16 protein-coding genes are annotated in these 14,578 nt (G+C 56.1%); 10 read left to right on the top strand and 6 right to left on the bottom strand.

Going from position 1 to position 14,578, the window contains the following annotated elements:
• The first annotated feature begins 77 nt into the window (after positions 1–77).
• The 3 genes from HNQ08_RS05595 to HNQ08_RS05585 are packed head-to-tail and all read left to right on the top strand — an operon-like array spanning position 78 to position 1,077.
• A complete protein-coding gene (locus tag HNQ08_RS05595; RefSeq protein ID WP_184128194.1) occupies positions 78–482 on the top strand; it encodes a hypothetical protein in 405 nt (134 codons plus the stop codon).
• Positions 479–703 (top strand): hypothetical protein, encoded by a 225-nt coding sequence (locus HNQ08_RS05590; protein ID WP_184128191.1) that lies wholly within the window; start codon positions 479–481, stop codon positions 701–703. Before HNQ08_RS05595 ends, HNQ08_RS05590 begins: the two co-directional genes overlap by 4 nt.
• On the top strand, positions 700–1,077 hold the full coding sequence (locus HNQ08_RS05585) for a hypothetical protein (RefSeq protein WP_184128189.1): 378 nt from the start codon (positions 700–702) through the stop codon (positions 1,075–1,077). The genes HNQ08_RS05590 and HNQ08_RS05585 overlap by 4 nt, the downstream gene beginning before the upstream one ends.
• A 186-nt stretch (positions 1,078–1,263) precedes the next feature.
• Here HNQ08_RS05585 and HNQ08_RS05580 read toward each other — a convergent pair whose 3' ends face one another.
• The 4 genes from HNQ08_RS05580 to HNQ08_RS05565 form a co-directional block, all read right to left on the bottom strand.
• Complete coding sequence (locus HNQ08_RS05580) at positions 1,264–3,192, bottom strand: NACHT domain-containing protein (RefSeq protein WP_184128187.1); 1,929 nt, start codon at positions 3,190–3,192, stop codon at positions 1,264–1,266.
• A 193-nt stretch (positions 3,193–3,385) separates the two neighbouring features.
• The gene (locus HNQ08_RS05575) at positions 3,386–4,168 is read right to left on the bottom strand and encodes a hypothetical protein (protein WP_184128185.1); all 783 of its coding nucleotides are present in this window, start codon (positions 4,166–4,168) and stop codon (positions 3,386–3,388) included.
• Between the two features lie 380 nt (positions 4,169–4,548).
• A complete protein-coding gene (locus HNQ08_RS05570; RefSeq protein ID WP_184128183.1) occupies positions 4,549–5,445 on the bottom strand; it encodes a YDG/SRA domain-containing protein in 897 nt (298 codons plus the stop codon).
• A gap of 30 nt (positions 5,446–5,475) precedes the next feature.
• Positions 5,476–6,225 (bottom strand): HNH endonuclease, encoded by a 750-nt coding sequence (locus HNQ08_RS05565; RefSeq protein ID WP_184128181.1) that lies wholly within the window; start codon positions 6,223–6,225, stop codon positions 5,476–5,478.
• A 291-nt stretch (positions 6,226–6,516) separates the two neighbouring features.
• Here HNQ08_RS05565 and HNQ08_RS05560 point away from each other — a divergent pair, with 291 nt between their 5' ends.
• Entirely contained in the window at positions 6,517–6,684 is a 168-nt protein-coding gene (locus HNQ08_RS05560; RefSeq protein WP_184128179.1) for a hypothetical protein, read from the top strand.
• Between the two features lie 151 nt (positions 6,685–6,835).
• Positions 6,836–7,429, top strand: a complete 594-nt coding sequence (locus HNQ08_RS05555) for a restriction endonuclease (RefSeq protein ID WP_184128177.1) — start codon at positions 6,836–6,838, stop codon at positions 7,427–7,429.
• A 192-nt stretch (positions 7,430–7,621) separates the two neighbouring features.
• On the opposite strand, the gene HNQ08_RS05550 is transcribed toward HNQ08_RS05555, so the two are convergent.
• Entirely contained in the window at positions 7,622–8,290 is a 669-nt protein-coding gene (locus HNQ08_RS05550; protein ID WP_425321334.1) for an NADPH-dependent F420 reductase, read from the bottom strand.
• A 216-nt stretch (positions 8,291–8,506) separates the two neighbouring features.
• On the opposite strand from HNQ08_RS05550, the gene HNQ08_RS05545 reads away from it, so the two are divergent.
• The 5 genes from HNQ08_RS05545 (at position 8,507) to HNQ08_RS05525 (ending at position 11,809) form a co-directional block, all read left to right on the top strand.
• Positions 8,507–9,628: an acyltransferase family protein gene (locus HNQ08_RS05545; protein WP_184128173.1), complete on the top strand. Its 1,122-nt coding sequence runs from the start codon at positions 8,507–8,509 to the stop codon at positions 9,626–9,628.
• A gap of 234 nt (positions 9,629–9,862) precedes the next feature.
• Entirely contained in the window at positions 9,863–10,138 is a 276-nt protein-coding gene (locus HNQ08_RS05540) for a DUF3006 domain-containing protein (protein ID WP_184128171.1), read from the top strand.
• 110 nt (positions 10,139–10,248) lie between these two features.
• The gene (locus tag HNQ08_RS05535; RefSeq protein ID WP_229789699.1) at positions 10,249–10,623 is read left to right on the top strand and encodes a hypothetical protein; all 375 of its coding nucleotides are present in this window, start codon (positions 10,249–10,251) and stop codon (positions 10,621–10,623) included.
• A 286-nt stretch (positions 10,624–10,909) separates the two neighbouring features.
• The gene (locus HNQ08_RS05530) at positions 10,910–11,695 is read left to right on the top strand and encodes a hypothetical protein (protein WP_184128169.1); all 786 of its coding nucleotides are present in this window, start codon (positions 10,910–10,912) and stop codon (positions 11,693–11,695) included.
• Positions 11,696–11,707: 12 nt separating this feature from the next.
• Positions 11,708–11,809: a DinB family protein gene (locus tag HNQ08_RS05525; protein WP_229789700.1), complete on the top strand. Its 102-nt coding sequence runs from the start codon at positions 11,708–11,710 to the stop codon at positions 11,807–11,809.
• Between the two features lie 256 nt (positions 11,810–12,065).
• Here the strand turns inward: HNQ08_RS05525 and leuS are convergent, their stop codons facing one another.
• Complete coding sequence (gene leuS / locus HNQ08_RS05520; protein WP_184128167.1) at positions 12,066–14,543, bottom strand: leucine--tRNA ligase; 2,478 nt, start codon at positions 14,541–14,543, stop codon at positions 12,066–12,068.
• Between the last annotated feature and the right edge of the window lie 35 nt (positions 14,544–14,578).

Below are 14,578 nucleotides of genomic sequence, written 5' to 3'. Positions count from 1 at the left end.
TCAACTCAATCCGCCGCTCGTCTCTACGCCAGGCCCGCCAATGTGCGGGCCGTTTTCATTCCGCCGGAGGATCCATTTTGAAGAAGTACGGACTGTCTCTCCTCGCCCTGCTGCTGATCAGCTTGGCCCTCGCCCAGGACGCCATTCCCGGCGTGCCTACCGAATATCAGTCCATCGTGACGCTGATCGTCAGTCTGGCCACCGGCTACGTGGTGCTTGCTCTGACCGCCATCTGCAAGAAGTGGTTCGGCACAAAAGGGCCAACCACCGTCGGCGTCAGCGCGGTGCTGTCCCTACTGGCCGGATTTGGTTTCACCGCTTACGCCGCTCTGGCCGTGCGGGGTGACCTGCCGTGGACGCAGGCCCTAATCTCCGCCGCTCTTGGCTTCGTCGGCGCGAACGGTGCCTACATCGCCCGCGTGTTCGCCGCCAGCAGCGCCCTCAAGACAGCCGCCGCCGAAGGCGCAAAGGACCCCACATGAACAAGATTGATCTCTCCACCCTCCAGCAGCTCGCGGGCGTTCCGGACCTCATCAAGGAAGTGGTGACCTCATTCAAGAAGGCGCCGGAGGTCTTTAGCAATCCCAAGTTCCTGCTCAGCCTGGTCAAGAGCGTCGTCGAGGTGGCGGCCGCCCCGGACGACGAGAGCCGCCGCAAAGTCATTCAAATTCAGATCGCCCGGATCCAGAAGGAATTCGCATGAAGAAATCACTGCTGTTGTCCACCCTGCTGCTCTCCGTCACCCTCGTCGCCTGCGCCCCCACTGCCCTCGTCGGCACTGCTGCCGGCGTCGCCCAGTCCACCCAGGCCAGCTACACCGTTGCGGGCGGCTTATTCGTGCTGAAGAACGCAGACCCGGTGCCCGCCCTGAAGATCGTCCTGGTGCTCGACGGCGTGACCACCACAGATTCACGCTGCAAGGTCACTTCGGACGGCATCACGTCGTGCAGCCTGGGCGACGTGCCCGCCAATGAAACCACCCAGGCGCTGGCCTATACAGGCAAGATTGCTAGCGGCTCGATCACCTGGCGTACGCCAGACGGCGCATTGCGAGCGCTGCCGGTGGTGCCCCAATAGCGTACTACTCAGGCAATTGAAGCCCCACGCCGGTGTCTCTTAAATTAGTGATCCACAGCCTATGTTCTAGGCTTCTGGATCACTTTTTTCACCACTGGCTATCCTCTGTGGTCGGACTTGTATTCTCAGTAAAATTCTAATCCCATTTTATTTATTAATTTGAAGCCATCTATAGAATTTAGAGTTTCAGAACTCTTCCTCTGCATTCATTGAATCAATTTTTAACTGGATTGCGATTGTTATCTCTTTAACACGCTGATTATCTATCTCGAAAGCACTGATAGTCAGAATATCCTCTCCCCTATTTGAGAACGCCCGGACTACTTCTTCAATGGCTTTTGCGCATTCTTTTTCCCCTCTTAAAGCGGATGCATGTCCAACACATATATCTGCAGATGACCTTCTAAATGGCGAGGTCTCTTTATTTTCATTTGGTATATTAATAAATATTCCTTTATATTTCTTACTGATGAAATCCAGAATCCATCGCTTAGGACGTTCAGCTATGAGAAAATGAGTGGTAGTACTCGAGCTATATATTGCTTGTCTTCGAATCCTTGGCTCCACTTCACCAATTTCTGCCTTAATTCTATGCATATTGGCAGTAATGGATTGTTTGAATCGATCTTTATCTGAGTGGTTAAAATTAGTAATATCGAACTTCATATAAACTCGCTGATAAAGTCTGTCACTTACGGATTTATGCAAGTTATTATGACCGCAATTATCCGAATAAATTAAGTAGTCAATTAGATAAGGTAGTATTATTACTTCTTCTATGATATGGGGTTTCATATCATATGATAATTCAATTATATTAGCATAGAAAAAAGACTTGTCGCTATGGAACATTTTTTCAAATGTTTTCTTCTGATTATCAGATATTATAAATACTGCATATGAAGCAGCAAAATAATCCTGCAACGATTTATGTATCCATCTAATTTCAACATTCTCATCACTAAACAAGGGGACTGATTGCAATAGATCTGATATAAACGCTGCCGGCCTGGCCCGCGTATATCCAAACTTTTCGAACGCCTTATTGATCTTGTTCACAAGATCATCCCGGGAATAAGAGGGACCACTTTTAGCAGATTGAAATGCTATGGACCTAAGGACGTTCTGAAATTCATCTATGTCTAGATTACTACTCTTATTTCTTCTGAATCCCTCCTTCGTTAAGTCATGACCATTGTATAATGCTTCGTATACTTGCTTATAAAATTGGTATTTTTTTGATGGTAATTCACCAGAGTAGCCAAACGATCTAAATAATAAGGTGACCATCATAGGAACTTGGAGTATTTCATGGAATGATTCATCATCAATCCGTCTAAGTTCCTTAATTATTTCACCCGATAAATTTCCCTGAGTGTCATATCGCTTAAGAAGTGATTCTACATCATCTCTATCTAAAGGCTTAATAGTAAATTTTTTAAACTCCACGAAATTACTTAATTCTGAATCGGAGCGCGACGTAATAACATATTTTAAGTCTGGGTATCTAACAGTGAAATCAATTATATCTCTTATTGCAGTCTCTCTTGCGTCTAAAGATATTTCGTCGAAACCATCGAAAAATATTATTATATCAGACAAATCTAGAATATCACTTAATGACTGCGTTGAGAGCGGCGCTGATATATCTCCAAAGTCTTCTTTCAGGAGATCGAATAAGCTTTTGTCGCTCTTAATCCTCCGCAATTCAATAAATATCGGAAGTTTATCACCTTTTTCCCTGAGAGTAAGATACATAAACTTAGATATCGTAGATTTTCCCATTCCAGCATAATCAGTAATCAGAATTTTATCATATTTATCCAAAAAGAATATGCAATTGGAATTAATCTCCGTAGTCTTTTTAGATCCTAATTTCGTAACTTTTAATGGATGATATAAGTCAAGCAATGGTATTGAGTTGTCCTGATGAATTATTGTCTTCAAGAAATACAATTTTTTATAAGTTCTATGACTATAATTTGCAACATTAGTAGCAATTTCTAATTTTCTTTGCTTACTAATTTTTAGCTTATCTATTTTTTTATCAATGAATGACTCGATTTGGCTCGTTATTACAGTAGTTAGGATAGCGCCTATTTCTATCGGTGTCATACTTTCCGTCTCCTACTATTTATCGATCCGATCTAATGGAAATCGACTTCTTGTTAATTGTATAATAAAATAGATGTATTTACTGATCCATGCTTTGCCTTGTAGCGTTAACGGCGCAGAGATGCCCCTCCTGGAAAGAGTTTTGATCACCGCAGCGCTACCGACTTACGCTCGGATCGGTAATAAGCGAATTTCAACAGCGGCAGTAATACCCGCTGACACGGATGCCATCTTTGCGGGTATAGCCGCTGACGTAGCACTGCCCCCCAGACGATGTGCTGGGTATTGCAGGTGATGAGTATGTGGATGAAGATGGGGCGAACGTTGAGGACGACGAAGACTCGAAGGCACTATTGAATCTAAGATTGCTCAATTGGCCAGCTTGGATTAGCTGCAGACTGGCCAGCGGTCCCGCTTCCCCCAACTTATAGCTGAAGATGTCGTAATAACCGGGTGCCAAAGTTGAGAGATCGGTGACCAGGCCTCCGCTGGCGGTAAAAATCAGGAAGATGTATTCCGAAGCCTGGGGCAAGATCAATCTGCCTGTTGCTTTTAGAGACGACTGAATAGCTAGCTTGGGCACTTTAAGCGTCTTCAGACCTTGCTTGTCCACATTTAAGGTCTGTATTCGGGTAACTCGGTTGTAGTTGCCGACAATCACTGTGTACGTGCCGTCCAGTACGCTAGCCCAGTCGCGAATGGGTTGATTGGCAGCGTCAAGGATCACGACGTCGTTGTTCTCGGGATTCTCGACGATCAGATCTGTGAGTTCAGAAGCAGTTGTGGCAGGTGGAGTGACACTGCTACGCGGCTGTAGAACCACGATCACCTGATTCTCTGGCTGAGGAAGCAGATGAATCAGGGCGTCATCACCAGGAATGTCGTTATTAGTTCCACTTTCTGGCCCGTTGTGCCAGAGAGCGGGGGGAATCAGTCCTGGATTCACGGCATCGATCCGGGCAGCCGTCTGAACCACGGTGCCGTCAACGCGCAGGCAAATGCCCTACGCATAACCGTCTGGACAATCCCACCCAAACTAGTGGTTAGGCGCTGGGCTGCCGAATCAATGGAGGCTACAGCCTGACCGCCGAAACCGAAGACTGCTGACATGAGCAAGGCAAGCAGGCGCATAGGGGAAGTGTGACATGAACGTAGGCATCTCAGGGAGAGATTTGATATTCGGTGCACTCCCTTGCTTTTCGACGTCTCCATCTTCGCCACCCTGCTTTCTGGAGTAGTGCACATGTTGAAGTTGCGAGTGATGTAACGGATGGCATTGTCAGTCAGCGGGGCTGCCGCTGGAATGGATACGGCTGGATCTGGCCTACCGTGTGCTAGGCCGTTTGGACACGCTCCTCACCTTGATTCCGCCTGAAAAAACGGCACAATCTGGCCACAGGTATACCTCTCACGGTGGTACTGGATGTGGACTAGGTCAACTAGATGACGTCGGTGGCGGCGCAATATACCGTCCATGCCGATGAGGGAAAAATCGTCTTGAATGGACACCGCGCCTAAGTCGAACAACACGTGGTGATTCGGACATAGGCAGAGCACATTCGTCAAGATGTCGGGCCCATGGTGCGGGGCACCAAGCGGCCGGATGTGGGCAGCCTCTGCATAGGCGCCGGCGGGGCTGGTCAACCGTTCACCACACATCTGACAGGCAAAGGCATGTATTTCCTTGACTTGCCTGGCCACGGCCGTGTCCCGGACCAACCTTTGCACCGTCACCAACTTGCGTGCCGCCGGCCCCAGGGATTCACTGTCTTCTCTCGTCGCTGGACCGAAGAGGTCTGCAGTGAGCTTCACTAGCCGGAACCGATAGATGCCAAGGCCCGAGCGCCCGGTCTCATACCAGTGGTCTTCGACACGGTACAGGCCGCCATACCGGTAGCCCGAGGTGGGAGACAAGAGCGACGGGTGCTGGTGACCTCGGCTCACCCTCACAGGCAGGCCCAACACTTGACTCCGGGCCAAGGCCATGTTGCCTCGAGTCAGTGTTTGATGGCGGACTTGTCGTTCGGTGGCCGGATCTCGGCCCCCATGGCCGGTGTACACGATGACGTCGCCCAGGTCGGAATCATCCTCGTAGCCCCCCGACAACACGATCGAATCGGCACCCTCATTGGCTGTGCCGCTGATGCCCGCCTGCAAGGGAGGGTGAATGCCCACGTCATGCAGGTGTTGCCGATCCTGGAACTCGTCGCCTTCAACCACGCCTGGGATGTCTCCAAAAATTCGTGTGGTCATAGGTTCTGGGCAGTCTAGCGGACGTGGATTTTATTCCTCTCCATCTGCTCCGAATTCATCTTCTTGATCCAAAATGGCTGCTTGAGTTTCAACGATCAGACGCAGGCCCTCTACAGACAGCATCATTGGACCTCGGTGCAACATTCGGTGGCAGTTTGAGCACACCACGGCCAGATCATCGAGCGTCGTGGTGACGCCCTCATCATCTGGAAGTTCCCCCAGCGGTTGGAGATGGTGACATTCTGCAAACCCTTCCCCAAGTTTCCCGTAAGCGGTATTGAAGTTGAATCCACACACTTCGCAGAGCAGTTGACCTTCTCGTTCCAACGTACTTTGCAGCTTTTCGCGAACGATGCGCGGCTTACGCTCGCGCTTGTAATGCTCTTTCAACAGCCGGCGACCCTCTTCAAGGTCCAGCGGTTGACCCACCCCCCGGGTATCCTGAAAAACAGATTCAGGAACAGCACCATATCTACGCCAGAAGTCCGTATAACTCTTTAATCTTACGTAATCTCCAGCAAATTCCAAGATAACTTTTCGATCCAGATGTCCTGATCCAGGAGCAAAGTCATAATCTAATTTATTTGACTCTATCTCCCCAACTGTTTGCATCAACCCCTTGAGTTTAGTTGTTACACTAGATTCACTCCGAAAGTTTTCGTGAATCATCGCCGGTGGATGAAAATCCAGGCGGCGTAATACATCACTAAGTTCGCGTATTGCAACCCTGTCCCACACAGAATGGTCTTTTAATCGCAAGGAATGTTCTAGTACGAGCATCACCTCTTCTCGAGTCCACTTGGGTTGTTTGGGGGTAGCCACACGGCAATATCGCTGATGCAGTCTCTAGCGTGAGTGAACTTGCCGAGAAAAGAGACCGGGGACTAAGCTCGCCCCTCCGGATGGTGAGCGTTTACCCGCGAATTTCGTATGCGCTATCAAGCGTCAAGCCGTCAATGACACGATAGAAGCGCGATTAGAGATTGGTGCTTGGTGATTTACCGTAGCGTTACGCCTTACTGGCACCCGATGTTCTCCAGTCCGCATACGCGCTAGCCCTCCTCTTCAAGGTTGACGTGCGATCAGCTTGCCCGCCTGTATGCCGCCGATCACGGCGACTCAGATGACCTGCCCAGTCCTGATGAGTGGACCGCCCTGGCGGACTACCTGGGCTGCCACGAGGAAGCAAGGGCCGCAGCCTGGAGCGCTTGGGCCGCCGAACTGAACCCGGCAGAGTGAGATGAGGCCGAGTACTGGCTCGACGTGGAATTTATTGAGCCCTGCCCGGAGTATCAGATCTCACCCTAAATTGAGATGTGTCTCGCTGACACAAAATTGGGAAATAGCCGTGTCAGAGCGTAGTAACCGTTCCCCACCTACCCTGACTCGCATGGCTCGACGCAAGCGTAAGCGAAAAAGTGAAAATCCCCTTCCATTCATCATCATTTTGGGGGTCGCCGGCGTTATCAGTGCGGCCGCCAATGGCTTTTGGTTGCCGCTGATCGCCGTGATTGCCGTGGGGGCCATCATCATCTGGATGAAGGTGCAGCAGCAGCAGAGCCGTCGACAGAAGGCCCTGGCGCTGGCGGACCTCCGTTCCTTGGATCCTAGAGGGCTAGAACTGCACGTCGCGCAGGTCATCTCGGCGCTGCCCGGCTGGACCGCTACCGCCAACCGGGGATCGGCGGACCAGGGCGCAGACGTGATCGCCAGCGGACCGAAGGGCAAAAAGGTGGCTGTGCAGGTCAAGCACTACCCCACCAGCAACGTCGGGAACAAGGCCGTGCAGGAGATCGTGGCGTCCAAGGCCATCTACCACTGCGAGTACGCCGTCGTGGTCACCAGTGGGCCTGGCTATACGCGCGCCGCACAGGAACTGGCCCGGGCCAACCGCGTGGTGCTGTGGCACCCTGGTGACCTGCTGCGACTTCAAGAGCTGGCGAAGACCGGGCAGGTTCCGCCAAGAGAGCTGCTCCCCGCCTGACCCTGGCCTAGACGCCCTGTGTGGGCAGCGGCGTACATTTACCTGTCTTCGCGGGCGATGAGCTGAATCCGGCCTTGCCACAACTAGAGGCGCTAGATTGAATCTGAAAAGCCCCCACTTCCCTGAGCTTCGGCGTGGGCGGGTGGGGGTTCTTGTCGCTTCAGGCGCTATGTGCCAGCGGCTTGATCTGCATCAGTGGAGTCCCAGCAACTCGCGCGCCTTTGCGGCCGTCGCCTCCCGGCCGTAGATCGGCGTGCCTGGCTGCTGGGTCTTGCTCTGTTCCAGGTTCCCGTTGTCCACCGGCGCGAAGCCGATCTCCTCGATCAGCCTGCTGACAACCGCTTTGGCCTCGTCATCGTCACTGGCGATGGGGATCGCACGGCGCTCCTCGAGCGGCTGACTGACATCTCCCTGGCTTTCCAGGTGGGCGGCTTGAATCGCGTTGAACGCTTTGACCACCCGTGCTCCACCCAGATGACGGGCCATGAAGGCGCTTTCCGAGAGCCCGCCAAGATCGATCTGGCCGTCGCGTTCAGGATAGTAATTGGCGGTGTCGATCACGATCTTGCCGTTCAGCTGCGCGGTGGGCAGGTCGTTGTAGTGGCCGAAGGGAACCGTCTCGATCACGAGTTCGCCGAAGCGGGCGGCGTCCTCGCTGCTGTAGGCCCGGATGCCATGGCCCAGACGCTCAGTAAGGTCCTGGAGGGTCTCCGGGCCGCGCGAATTGCTCAGGCCGACGTCGTGTCCAGCTTCAGCCAACAGCCGGGCCAGTGCCTGTCCGATGTGTCCCGCCCCCAGGATTCCGATTTTCATCCTGGCACTGTAGACCCCAAACGTCAGGAAAGCTGTCAGGGGGCGCACTAGTCAGTCCCACCTCCTTGCGCTTCGGCGTGAGCGGGTGGGGGCTTTTTTTGTTCAGTCCTGCGCCCCAGCCACCCACCATCCGCTGATCTCCTGTGGCAGGTCTGTCACGTCAAAACGGCTCCTCCATCAGTTAGCGGCTCCCGCAGGGAAGCGGTCGAGCCGCTACCTGCAGGAGTAAGGCGGCGGCAAGAGGATGCTCAATAGCGTAGTGATATGAAAGCTGAACTACGCACGCTAACGGGGTTACGATTCATGGCTGCCTTGTGGGTATTCCTCTTTCATGTGGATCTCCGCTGGCCACTAGATCTCCCGCCTTTTCTGGCAGGAGTGGTAGGCGCTGGCGATGTGGGGGTGACGCTGTTCTTCATGCTGTCAGGCTTTATCCTTGCCTACGCGTACTCCGATGGGTTTGGTGGTCCCCGATTGGAGAGAATGGCTTTCTGGCGAGCACGATTCGCACGTATCTACCCCTTATATGCTGCGAGTTTGCTGCTGGCGCTGCCATTGTGGGTGGCAATGAGCTATCCAGCGGGACTCCAGAGCCTACAACAGGTCATCCAGGTGATTCTAACGACTATGACGTCGTTCGGCCTGGTGCATACTTGGTTTCCTTCGATGGCCTTTATGCTGCATGGCGGTGCGTGGTCGCTGGCCTGTGAGGCGTTTTTTTACCTCTGCTTTCCATTTCTCCTTCCCCATCTTCTACGGCTTTCCAGCAGGCAGTTGTGGATTGGCCTGGGGGTGCTCTGGGTGGCCTCTGCTCTAGCAGGAGCTGTTCTATACGCGTTTCCCTCTGAGGAAACCTGGAAGATGGCCTATACGAACCCTGTTCTTCGGTTACCAGAATTCGTGGCCGGAATGGTGTTTGGTCTGATGTTTCTGCGACAGCCTCAGGGCCAGGACGCCGGGCAGAAGGCAGTTCTCTGTGTGTTGCTGGCGTTTTTCTGGCTGGGACTCAATGGATCGCGCTACAGTGCGCCACTGCACAACGCTGTTCTGGTTCCACTGATCGGATTCATGATCATGGGATTCGCCCGAACGACAGCAACGCAGGCCGCGGGACGGATTCTTGGCCATCCTGTCATGGTGTCGCTGGGGCAGGCTAGCTATGCCTTCTATCTTCTGCAACTGGTTCCGCTGGAGGGTGGTGTGCTGCTCACCCGGCAAGGATGGGCGCATTCTCCTACCACTTGGCTTGCCATGACGTTCTTGTGCACGGTGGCCCTAGCTTACGCTGGGCACCTCTTGATTGAGGAACCCGTACGCAGGCATCTACAACAGCTCTGGCGCAGGCGGGCAGCCCATCTCGTCTATCTGGAGCGGCGTAACGTCTGATAGGTACCGCCCCTTCGGGTAAGCGCTCCTGCTCCTCACGGGACTGTGACGAGCCTAAATCCACCATGGGAGGTGGTAATAGCTTGCGAACACGCCACCTCGCCAGGATTCCGCCAGTGCAGCGAAATCGGCTTCCCCTGTTCATTGAGATCCACACCGCACCGTTCCTGGACTGCCCGCATGCTTCACGCTACCCAAATTCAGTGCAGAAGCGCCCATGGATTACTTTGGGGCATGGCGCAAAGGCGGAGGGAGCTGGGAGTCAGTTATGTCGTCATTGAGAGCATCGCGGGCCACTTCGCCCGCGTTGTGCTTTCAGACGGCACCCCCGCGGACTGGCGCCTGTCGAGTCTGCCTGCGGGAGTGAAAGAGGGCGACATCGTTCTGATCGACGTGCGGAGCGGCGATGTCGAGATGGAAGTTGGTTACAGGGCAACGGAGCGGCGCCGTGCCCAGCGCCAGACCGATAGCTTCAACGACGAGAGGGCCGAAAGAGATCCGGGGCTGTGAACCCGGCCCCGTCGCAGCGCTATGGGCGCAGGATCGAAGGCGCCCTCCCGGTGCTTCGGCGTGGCGAGAACAGGCATTCTCGTGTTTGCCAGAGCAATTGACCTGTCATGATGACCCGCACCATGCAGAGTGATGCCCACGCCAGCGCCAATGCGGAGCAGCTCCGCCTCCTTCTGGAAGATCTAGAACTGGCCGCTGCTCTGGCCCGGCCTGGGTACACTGCCCCCATGCGTCCCGCTGACCTCACGCCTGACGAGATCGCCGATCAGCTCGCGCGCATGTATGACGCTGATCAGGGCGACTCAGATGACCTGTCCAGTGCACAGGAGCGCACCGCCCTAGCCGATTACCTGGGCTGCCATGAGGACACCCGAGCAGCTGCGTGGGCCGCATGGTCTGTGGAGCTGAATCCTGCGGACTGGGACACCGCCCAATACTGGCTGGATGTCGAATTCATCGAGCCCTGCCCAGAGCATCAGATGTAACCCTGTCAGTGGTCTATCAACTGAGGCCCATCGGCCGATATCCGCTGAGGCCCTCACCGGGCCGGGAAGTCCTGCCAGCACATCTGCAGTGCAACTGCTGCACTCCACCGTGTCCAGCATCCTGAAGAAGCGCTGCTGGTGCTCGCGCTCGGCGCGGTTGTCCTGTCCCGCGAGTAGCGTCACCAGCACCACGGTCCCGCGTAGGGGCTCGCACGCCCCAGGCATCCCGATCAAGCGCGAGGCGGTGAGATTGACGAGCTGCCCGCCTCGTATAGTGCGGCTATCCATGAACCGATCCGTGACCCGTGGCCTGCTGCTCGTGACACTCGCCATCTCCGCGTGTGACCGCACGTCGGCGCCTCAAGAACCCACTTCAGAGCCAGTGCTCACCAAGCAAATGACCGGCCACGTGCTTGTGACCTTCCCCAACCCTCCGGAAAGGCCCAGCGACCTGCTCATCGGCCGCACCCTGACCCTGGAAGTGGGCGTCCGTGGCTGGAACGAGAACCTCGGGTCCACTGCGTTCTACGGCTTTGGCGCGCAGCCAGTGGCCAGCACGGTCATTGACACCGCCTCCCGCTACGCTCTGACGCTACCTGATCAGGTGTCTGCGTCGTCCCTAGCCCCGGTCACAGAGTTCTGGACCACCACGCCGTTTACAAGCGGGACGTGTAGCGTTCAGACCCAGCAGTACAGCGATCCGGCCATGAACCTGGGTCTGGGCACGCTGCGTGTCCTGGCAGGCGGCGCGCTGACAAAGACAGGCAATGTCGGGTGGCCGGTGGATTCCCTGTCCACTCCTGTGCGTGATGAAGTCACGCAGGCCTTGGTCTACGCCGACCGGGCGGGCACCGTGAAGGTGCAATACGATTGCATCAGCGAGTTTGACTTCAGGAAGAAGTCCGACACGCAGTTGACCTTGCAGGCGGGGTGGAACGTGCTGGTCAAGCACAGCGTGGAAAGCGGCGGCCCAGGAGCGGTGTACGCCTACGAGGTGCGCTCACGCCCAGTGGCGGCCACAGGTGAGTCCCTGGTCTATCTGGGTGACGCGGTGTACTTCGACGCTCCTTGATAAGGCCCTCTGGTGTGGCGCGGCGTCTTGGAGAACGAGATTCATCATCGTGGGCAAGGGTATGTGTACTTCCGGGCTTTGGGAATCATGCCGCCAGATTTCCGAGCGCGTTGACCTCCTGGGGGCCAATCCACTACTGAGCCACCGTCATGTTAGAACGTCGTTGGTAGAGCTTTCTGATGTCTTGCTTCTCGACTTGATTCGTGCCTCAGCCTCTAGGAGAAGCCTCAGCTCGGCAGGACGTGTTGGAACAAGACGTCTCGAATTTAAGCCGTTATCAATAAAAGCTCCCACCCGCTCACGCCGAAGCGCAGGCAGGTGGGGGCTTTTTTTGCTTTAAGTGGTGAGGGCCGGACCTAAAATTGTGTCACTAGGAGACGACGATATTGATAATCCGCCCTGGTACGTAAATCTCCTTGACCACCGCCTTGCCCTCCAGAAAGCGGGCGACATCCGGCTGGGCACGGGCGGCAGCCAGCGCGTCGTCCTGAGCGGCGGTCTTGGAAATGCTGATCTGGCCGCGCACCTTGCCGCCCACCTGCACGCCTATGGTGACGGTGTCACGCGTGGCCGCCGTCTCGTCGGTGGCGGGCCAGGACTGGACATGCACGCTGCCTTCCATGCCGCGCTCATGCCAGATTTCTTCGGCGATATGCGGGACCACCGGCGCCAGCATGCGGTTGAAGATATCCAACGCCTCGTCCCACTCGGGTGTGGCGTAGGCGGGCGAGCGGCGGGCACGCACCAGCGTATTCGTCAGCTCCATCAGCGCGGCGACGATGGTGTTGAAGCTCAGGCGGTCAAAGTCGCCGGTGACCTTCTTCAGGGTGCTGTGCACCGCGTAGCGCAAGTCGGCCACGCTCACAGCCTCGTCGGGGCCAGCGGTGCGTTCGCCAAAGAACAGCGTCCACACGCGGCCCAGCCATTTGGACGGACCGTTGATGCCCTGGGGGTCCCATGGGCCGCCCACCTCCCACGGCGCGATGAACATCAGGTAGGTTCGCACCGTATCCACCCCGTACTCGCGGACCAGATCATCCGGGTCCACGACATTGCCGCGCGACTTGCTCATCTTCTCGCCGTCCTCACCCAGGATGATGCCCTGATTTCGCAGCCACGCGAACGGCTCGTTCTGGGTGGTCAGACCCATGTCACGCATCACCTTGGTCCAGAACCGGCTGTACAGCAGGTGCAGAATCGCGTGTTCGATCCCCCCGGTGTACAGATCGACGGGCAGCAATCCTGCCTTGGCCGGATCAAACGGGTGCTGATCGTCGTGCGGCGACAGGAAGCGGTACATGTACCAGCTGCTGTCGACGAAAGTGTCCATGGTGTCGGTGTCGCGCTCGGCGGGGCCGCCACAGACCGGGCAGGTGGTCTGCATCCACTCGTGATCCAGCTTCAGGGGACTCTGACCGCTGGCGGTAAAGCCCTTGAACTCGGGCAGCCTGACGGGCAACTGGTCTTCGGGCACAGGCTGAGCGCCGTGATCGGGGCAGTACACAATGGGCACGGGCGTGCCCCAGTAGCGCTGGCGGGCCAGCAGCCAGTCGCGCAGGCGGTAGGTGGTCTTGGCCTTCGCCACGCCCGCCGCCTCCAGCTTTTCAATGACGGTGTCGATGCTGGCCTTGCCGCCGGGCAGGCCATCAAATTCGCCGCTGTTCACGATCATGCCGGGGCCGCTGTAGGCCGCCTCGGTCTGGGCGTCCATAGGCTGGGCCCCCTCGGCACGGATGACCTCGGTGATGTCCAGGCCAAATTTGCGGGCAAAGGCGAAGTCGCGCTCGTCGTGGGCAGGAACGGCCATGATCGAACCGGTGCCGTAGGTGACCAGCACGTAATCCGCCACCCAGATCGGCACCTGATGGCCACCGATGGGATGGGTAGCGAAAGACCCGGTGAATACGCCGGTTTTCTCACCCACGTCCTGCTGGCGCTCCACGTCGGTCTTGCGGCCTGCCGCCTTGATGTAAGCCTCGACGACCTCACGCTGCCCGTCGGTGGTCAGTTCGGCCACCTTGGCGTGTTCGGGAGCCAGCACCAGAAAGGTGGCGCCCATGATGGTGTCGGGGCGGGTGGTGAACACGGTCTCCGGTCCGGCAGGAGTGTCGAAGACGATCTCCGCGCCCACCGACTTACCAATCCAGTTGGTCTGCATGGCCCGCACGCGCTCGGGCATATCCGTGTCGGAGAAGTCCAGCAGTTCGTCGGCGTAGTCGGTGATTTTCAGGTACCACTGGTTCAGGTTGCGGCGTTCCACCGCCGTGCCGCAGCGTTCGCAGTGGCCGTTCACGACCTGTTCGTTCGCCAGGACCGTCTGGTCCTTGGGACACCAGTTGACCAGCCCGCCCTTCTTGTAAGCCAGACCGCGCTTGAAGAACTCGGTGAAGAACCACTGGTTCCAGCGGTAATACTCCGGATCACTGGTGGCGAACTGACGGCTCCAGTCGATCATGGTCCCCATCCGCTGAAACTGCGCGGTCATGGACGCGATGTTGCTGTACGTCCACTTCGCCGGATCGACATTGTTCTTGATCGCCGCATTCTCGGCGGGCAGCCCGAAGGCGTCGAAGCCCATCGGAAACAGGACGTTGTAGCCGCGCATCCGCATCCAGCGCGCGCGGGCGTCGGGGGCGACGTTGGCGTACCAGTGGCCGATGTGCAGGTTGCCGCTGGGGTACGGGAACATGGTCAGCGCGTAAAACTTCTCGCCGGGGCCATCCTCGTCGAAGCGGTACAGTCCTTCTGCGGCCCAGCGATCCTGCCATTTCTGCTCGATGGCGTGAGGGTTGTAACGCTCGGCGCGGGGTTCTTGAATGTTGATGGGGTGTTCGTCGGTGTGGGTCATGACAACTCCTGTGGAAATTTGAAGGTCTGAAAGTC

The sequence above is a fragment of the Deinococcus humi genome, from assembly GCF_014201875.1.
Classification (GTDB): domain Bacteria; phylum Deinococcota; class Deinococci; order Deinococcales; family Deinococcaceae; genus Deinococcus; species Deinococcus humi.
The sequence above is the reverse complement of the archived record's forward strand: the minus strand, read 5'-3'. Positions and strand labels throughout refer to the sequence as shown.

What these genes read in the sequence shown, in the direction of transcription:
- HNQ08_RS05580 (WP_184128187.1), bottom strand. Translation starts at nt 3,192, where the DNA reads ATGACACCGATAGAAATAGGCGCTATCCTAACTACTGTAATAACGAGC.
- HNQ08_RS05555 (WP_184128177.1), top strand. Translation starts at nt 6,836, where the DNA reads ATGGCTCGACGCAAGCGTAAGCGAAAAAGTGAAAATCCCCTTCCATTC.
- HNQ08_RS05545 (WP_184128173.1), top strand. Translation starts at nt 8,507, where the DNA reads ATGAAAGCTGAACTACGCACGCTAACGGGGTTACGATTCATGGCTGCC.
- HNQ08_RS05565 (WP_184128181.1), bottom strand. Translation starts at nt 6,225, where the DNA reads ATGCTCGTACTAGAACATTCCTTGCGATTAAAAGACCATTCTGTGTGG.
- HNQ08_RS05585 (WP_184128189.1), top strand. Translation starts at nt 700, where the DNA reads ATGAAGAAATCACTGCTGTTGTCCACCCTGCTGCTCTCCGTCACCCTC.
- HNQ08_RS05530 (WP_184128169.1), top strand. Translation starts at nt 10,910, where the DNA reads ATGAACCGATCCGTGACCCGTGGCCTGCTGCTCGTGACACTCGCCATC.
- HNQ08_RS05590 (WP_184128191.1), top strand. Translation starts at nt 479, where the DNA reads ATGAACAAGATTGATCTCTCCACCCTCCAGCAGCTCGCGGGCGTTCCG.
- HNQ08_RS05570 (WP_184128183.1), bottom strand. Translation starts at nt 5,445, where the DNA reads ATGACCACACGAATTTTTGGAGACATCCCAGGCGTGGTTGAAGGCGAC.
- leuS (WP_184128167.1), bottom strand. Translation starts at nt 14,543, where the DNA reads ATGACCCACACCGACGAACACCCCATCAACATTCAAGAACCCCGCGCC.
- HNQ08_RS05540 (WP_184128171.1), top strand. Translation starts at nt 9,863, where the DNA reads ATGGCGCAAAGGCGGAGGGAGCTGGGAGTCAGTTATGTCGTCATTGAG.
- HNQ08_RS05535 (WP_229789699.1), top strand. Translation starts at nt 10,249, where the DNA reads ATGACCCGCACCATGCAGAGTGATGCCCACGCCAGCGCCAATGCGGAG.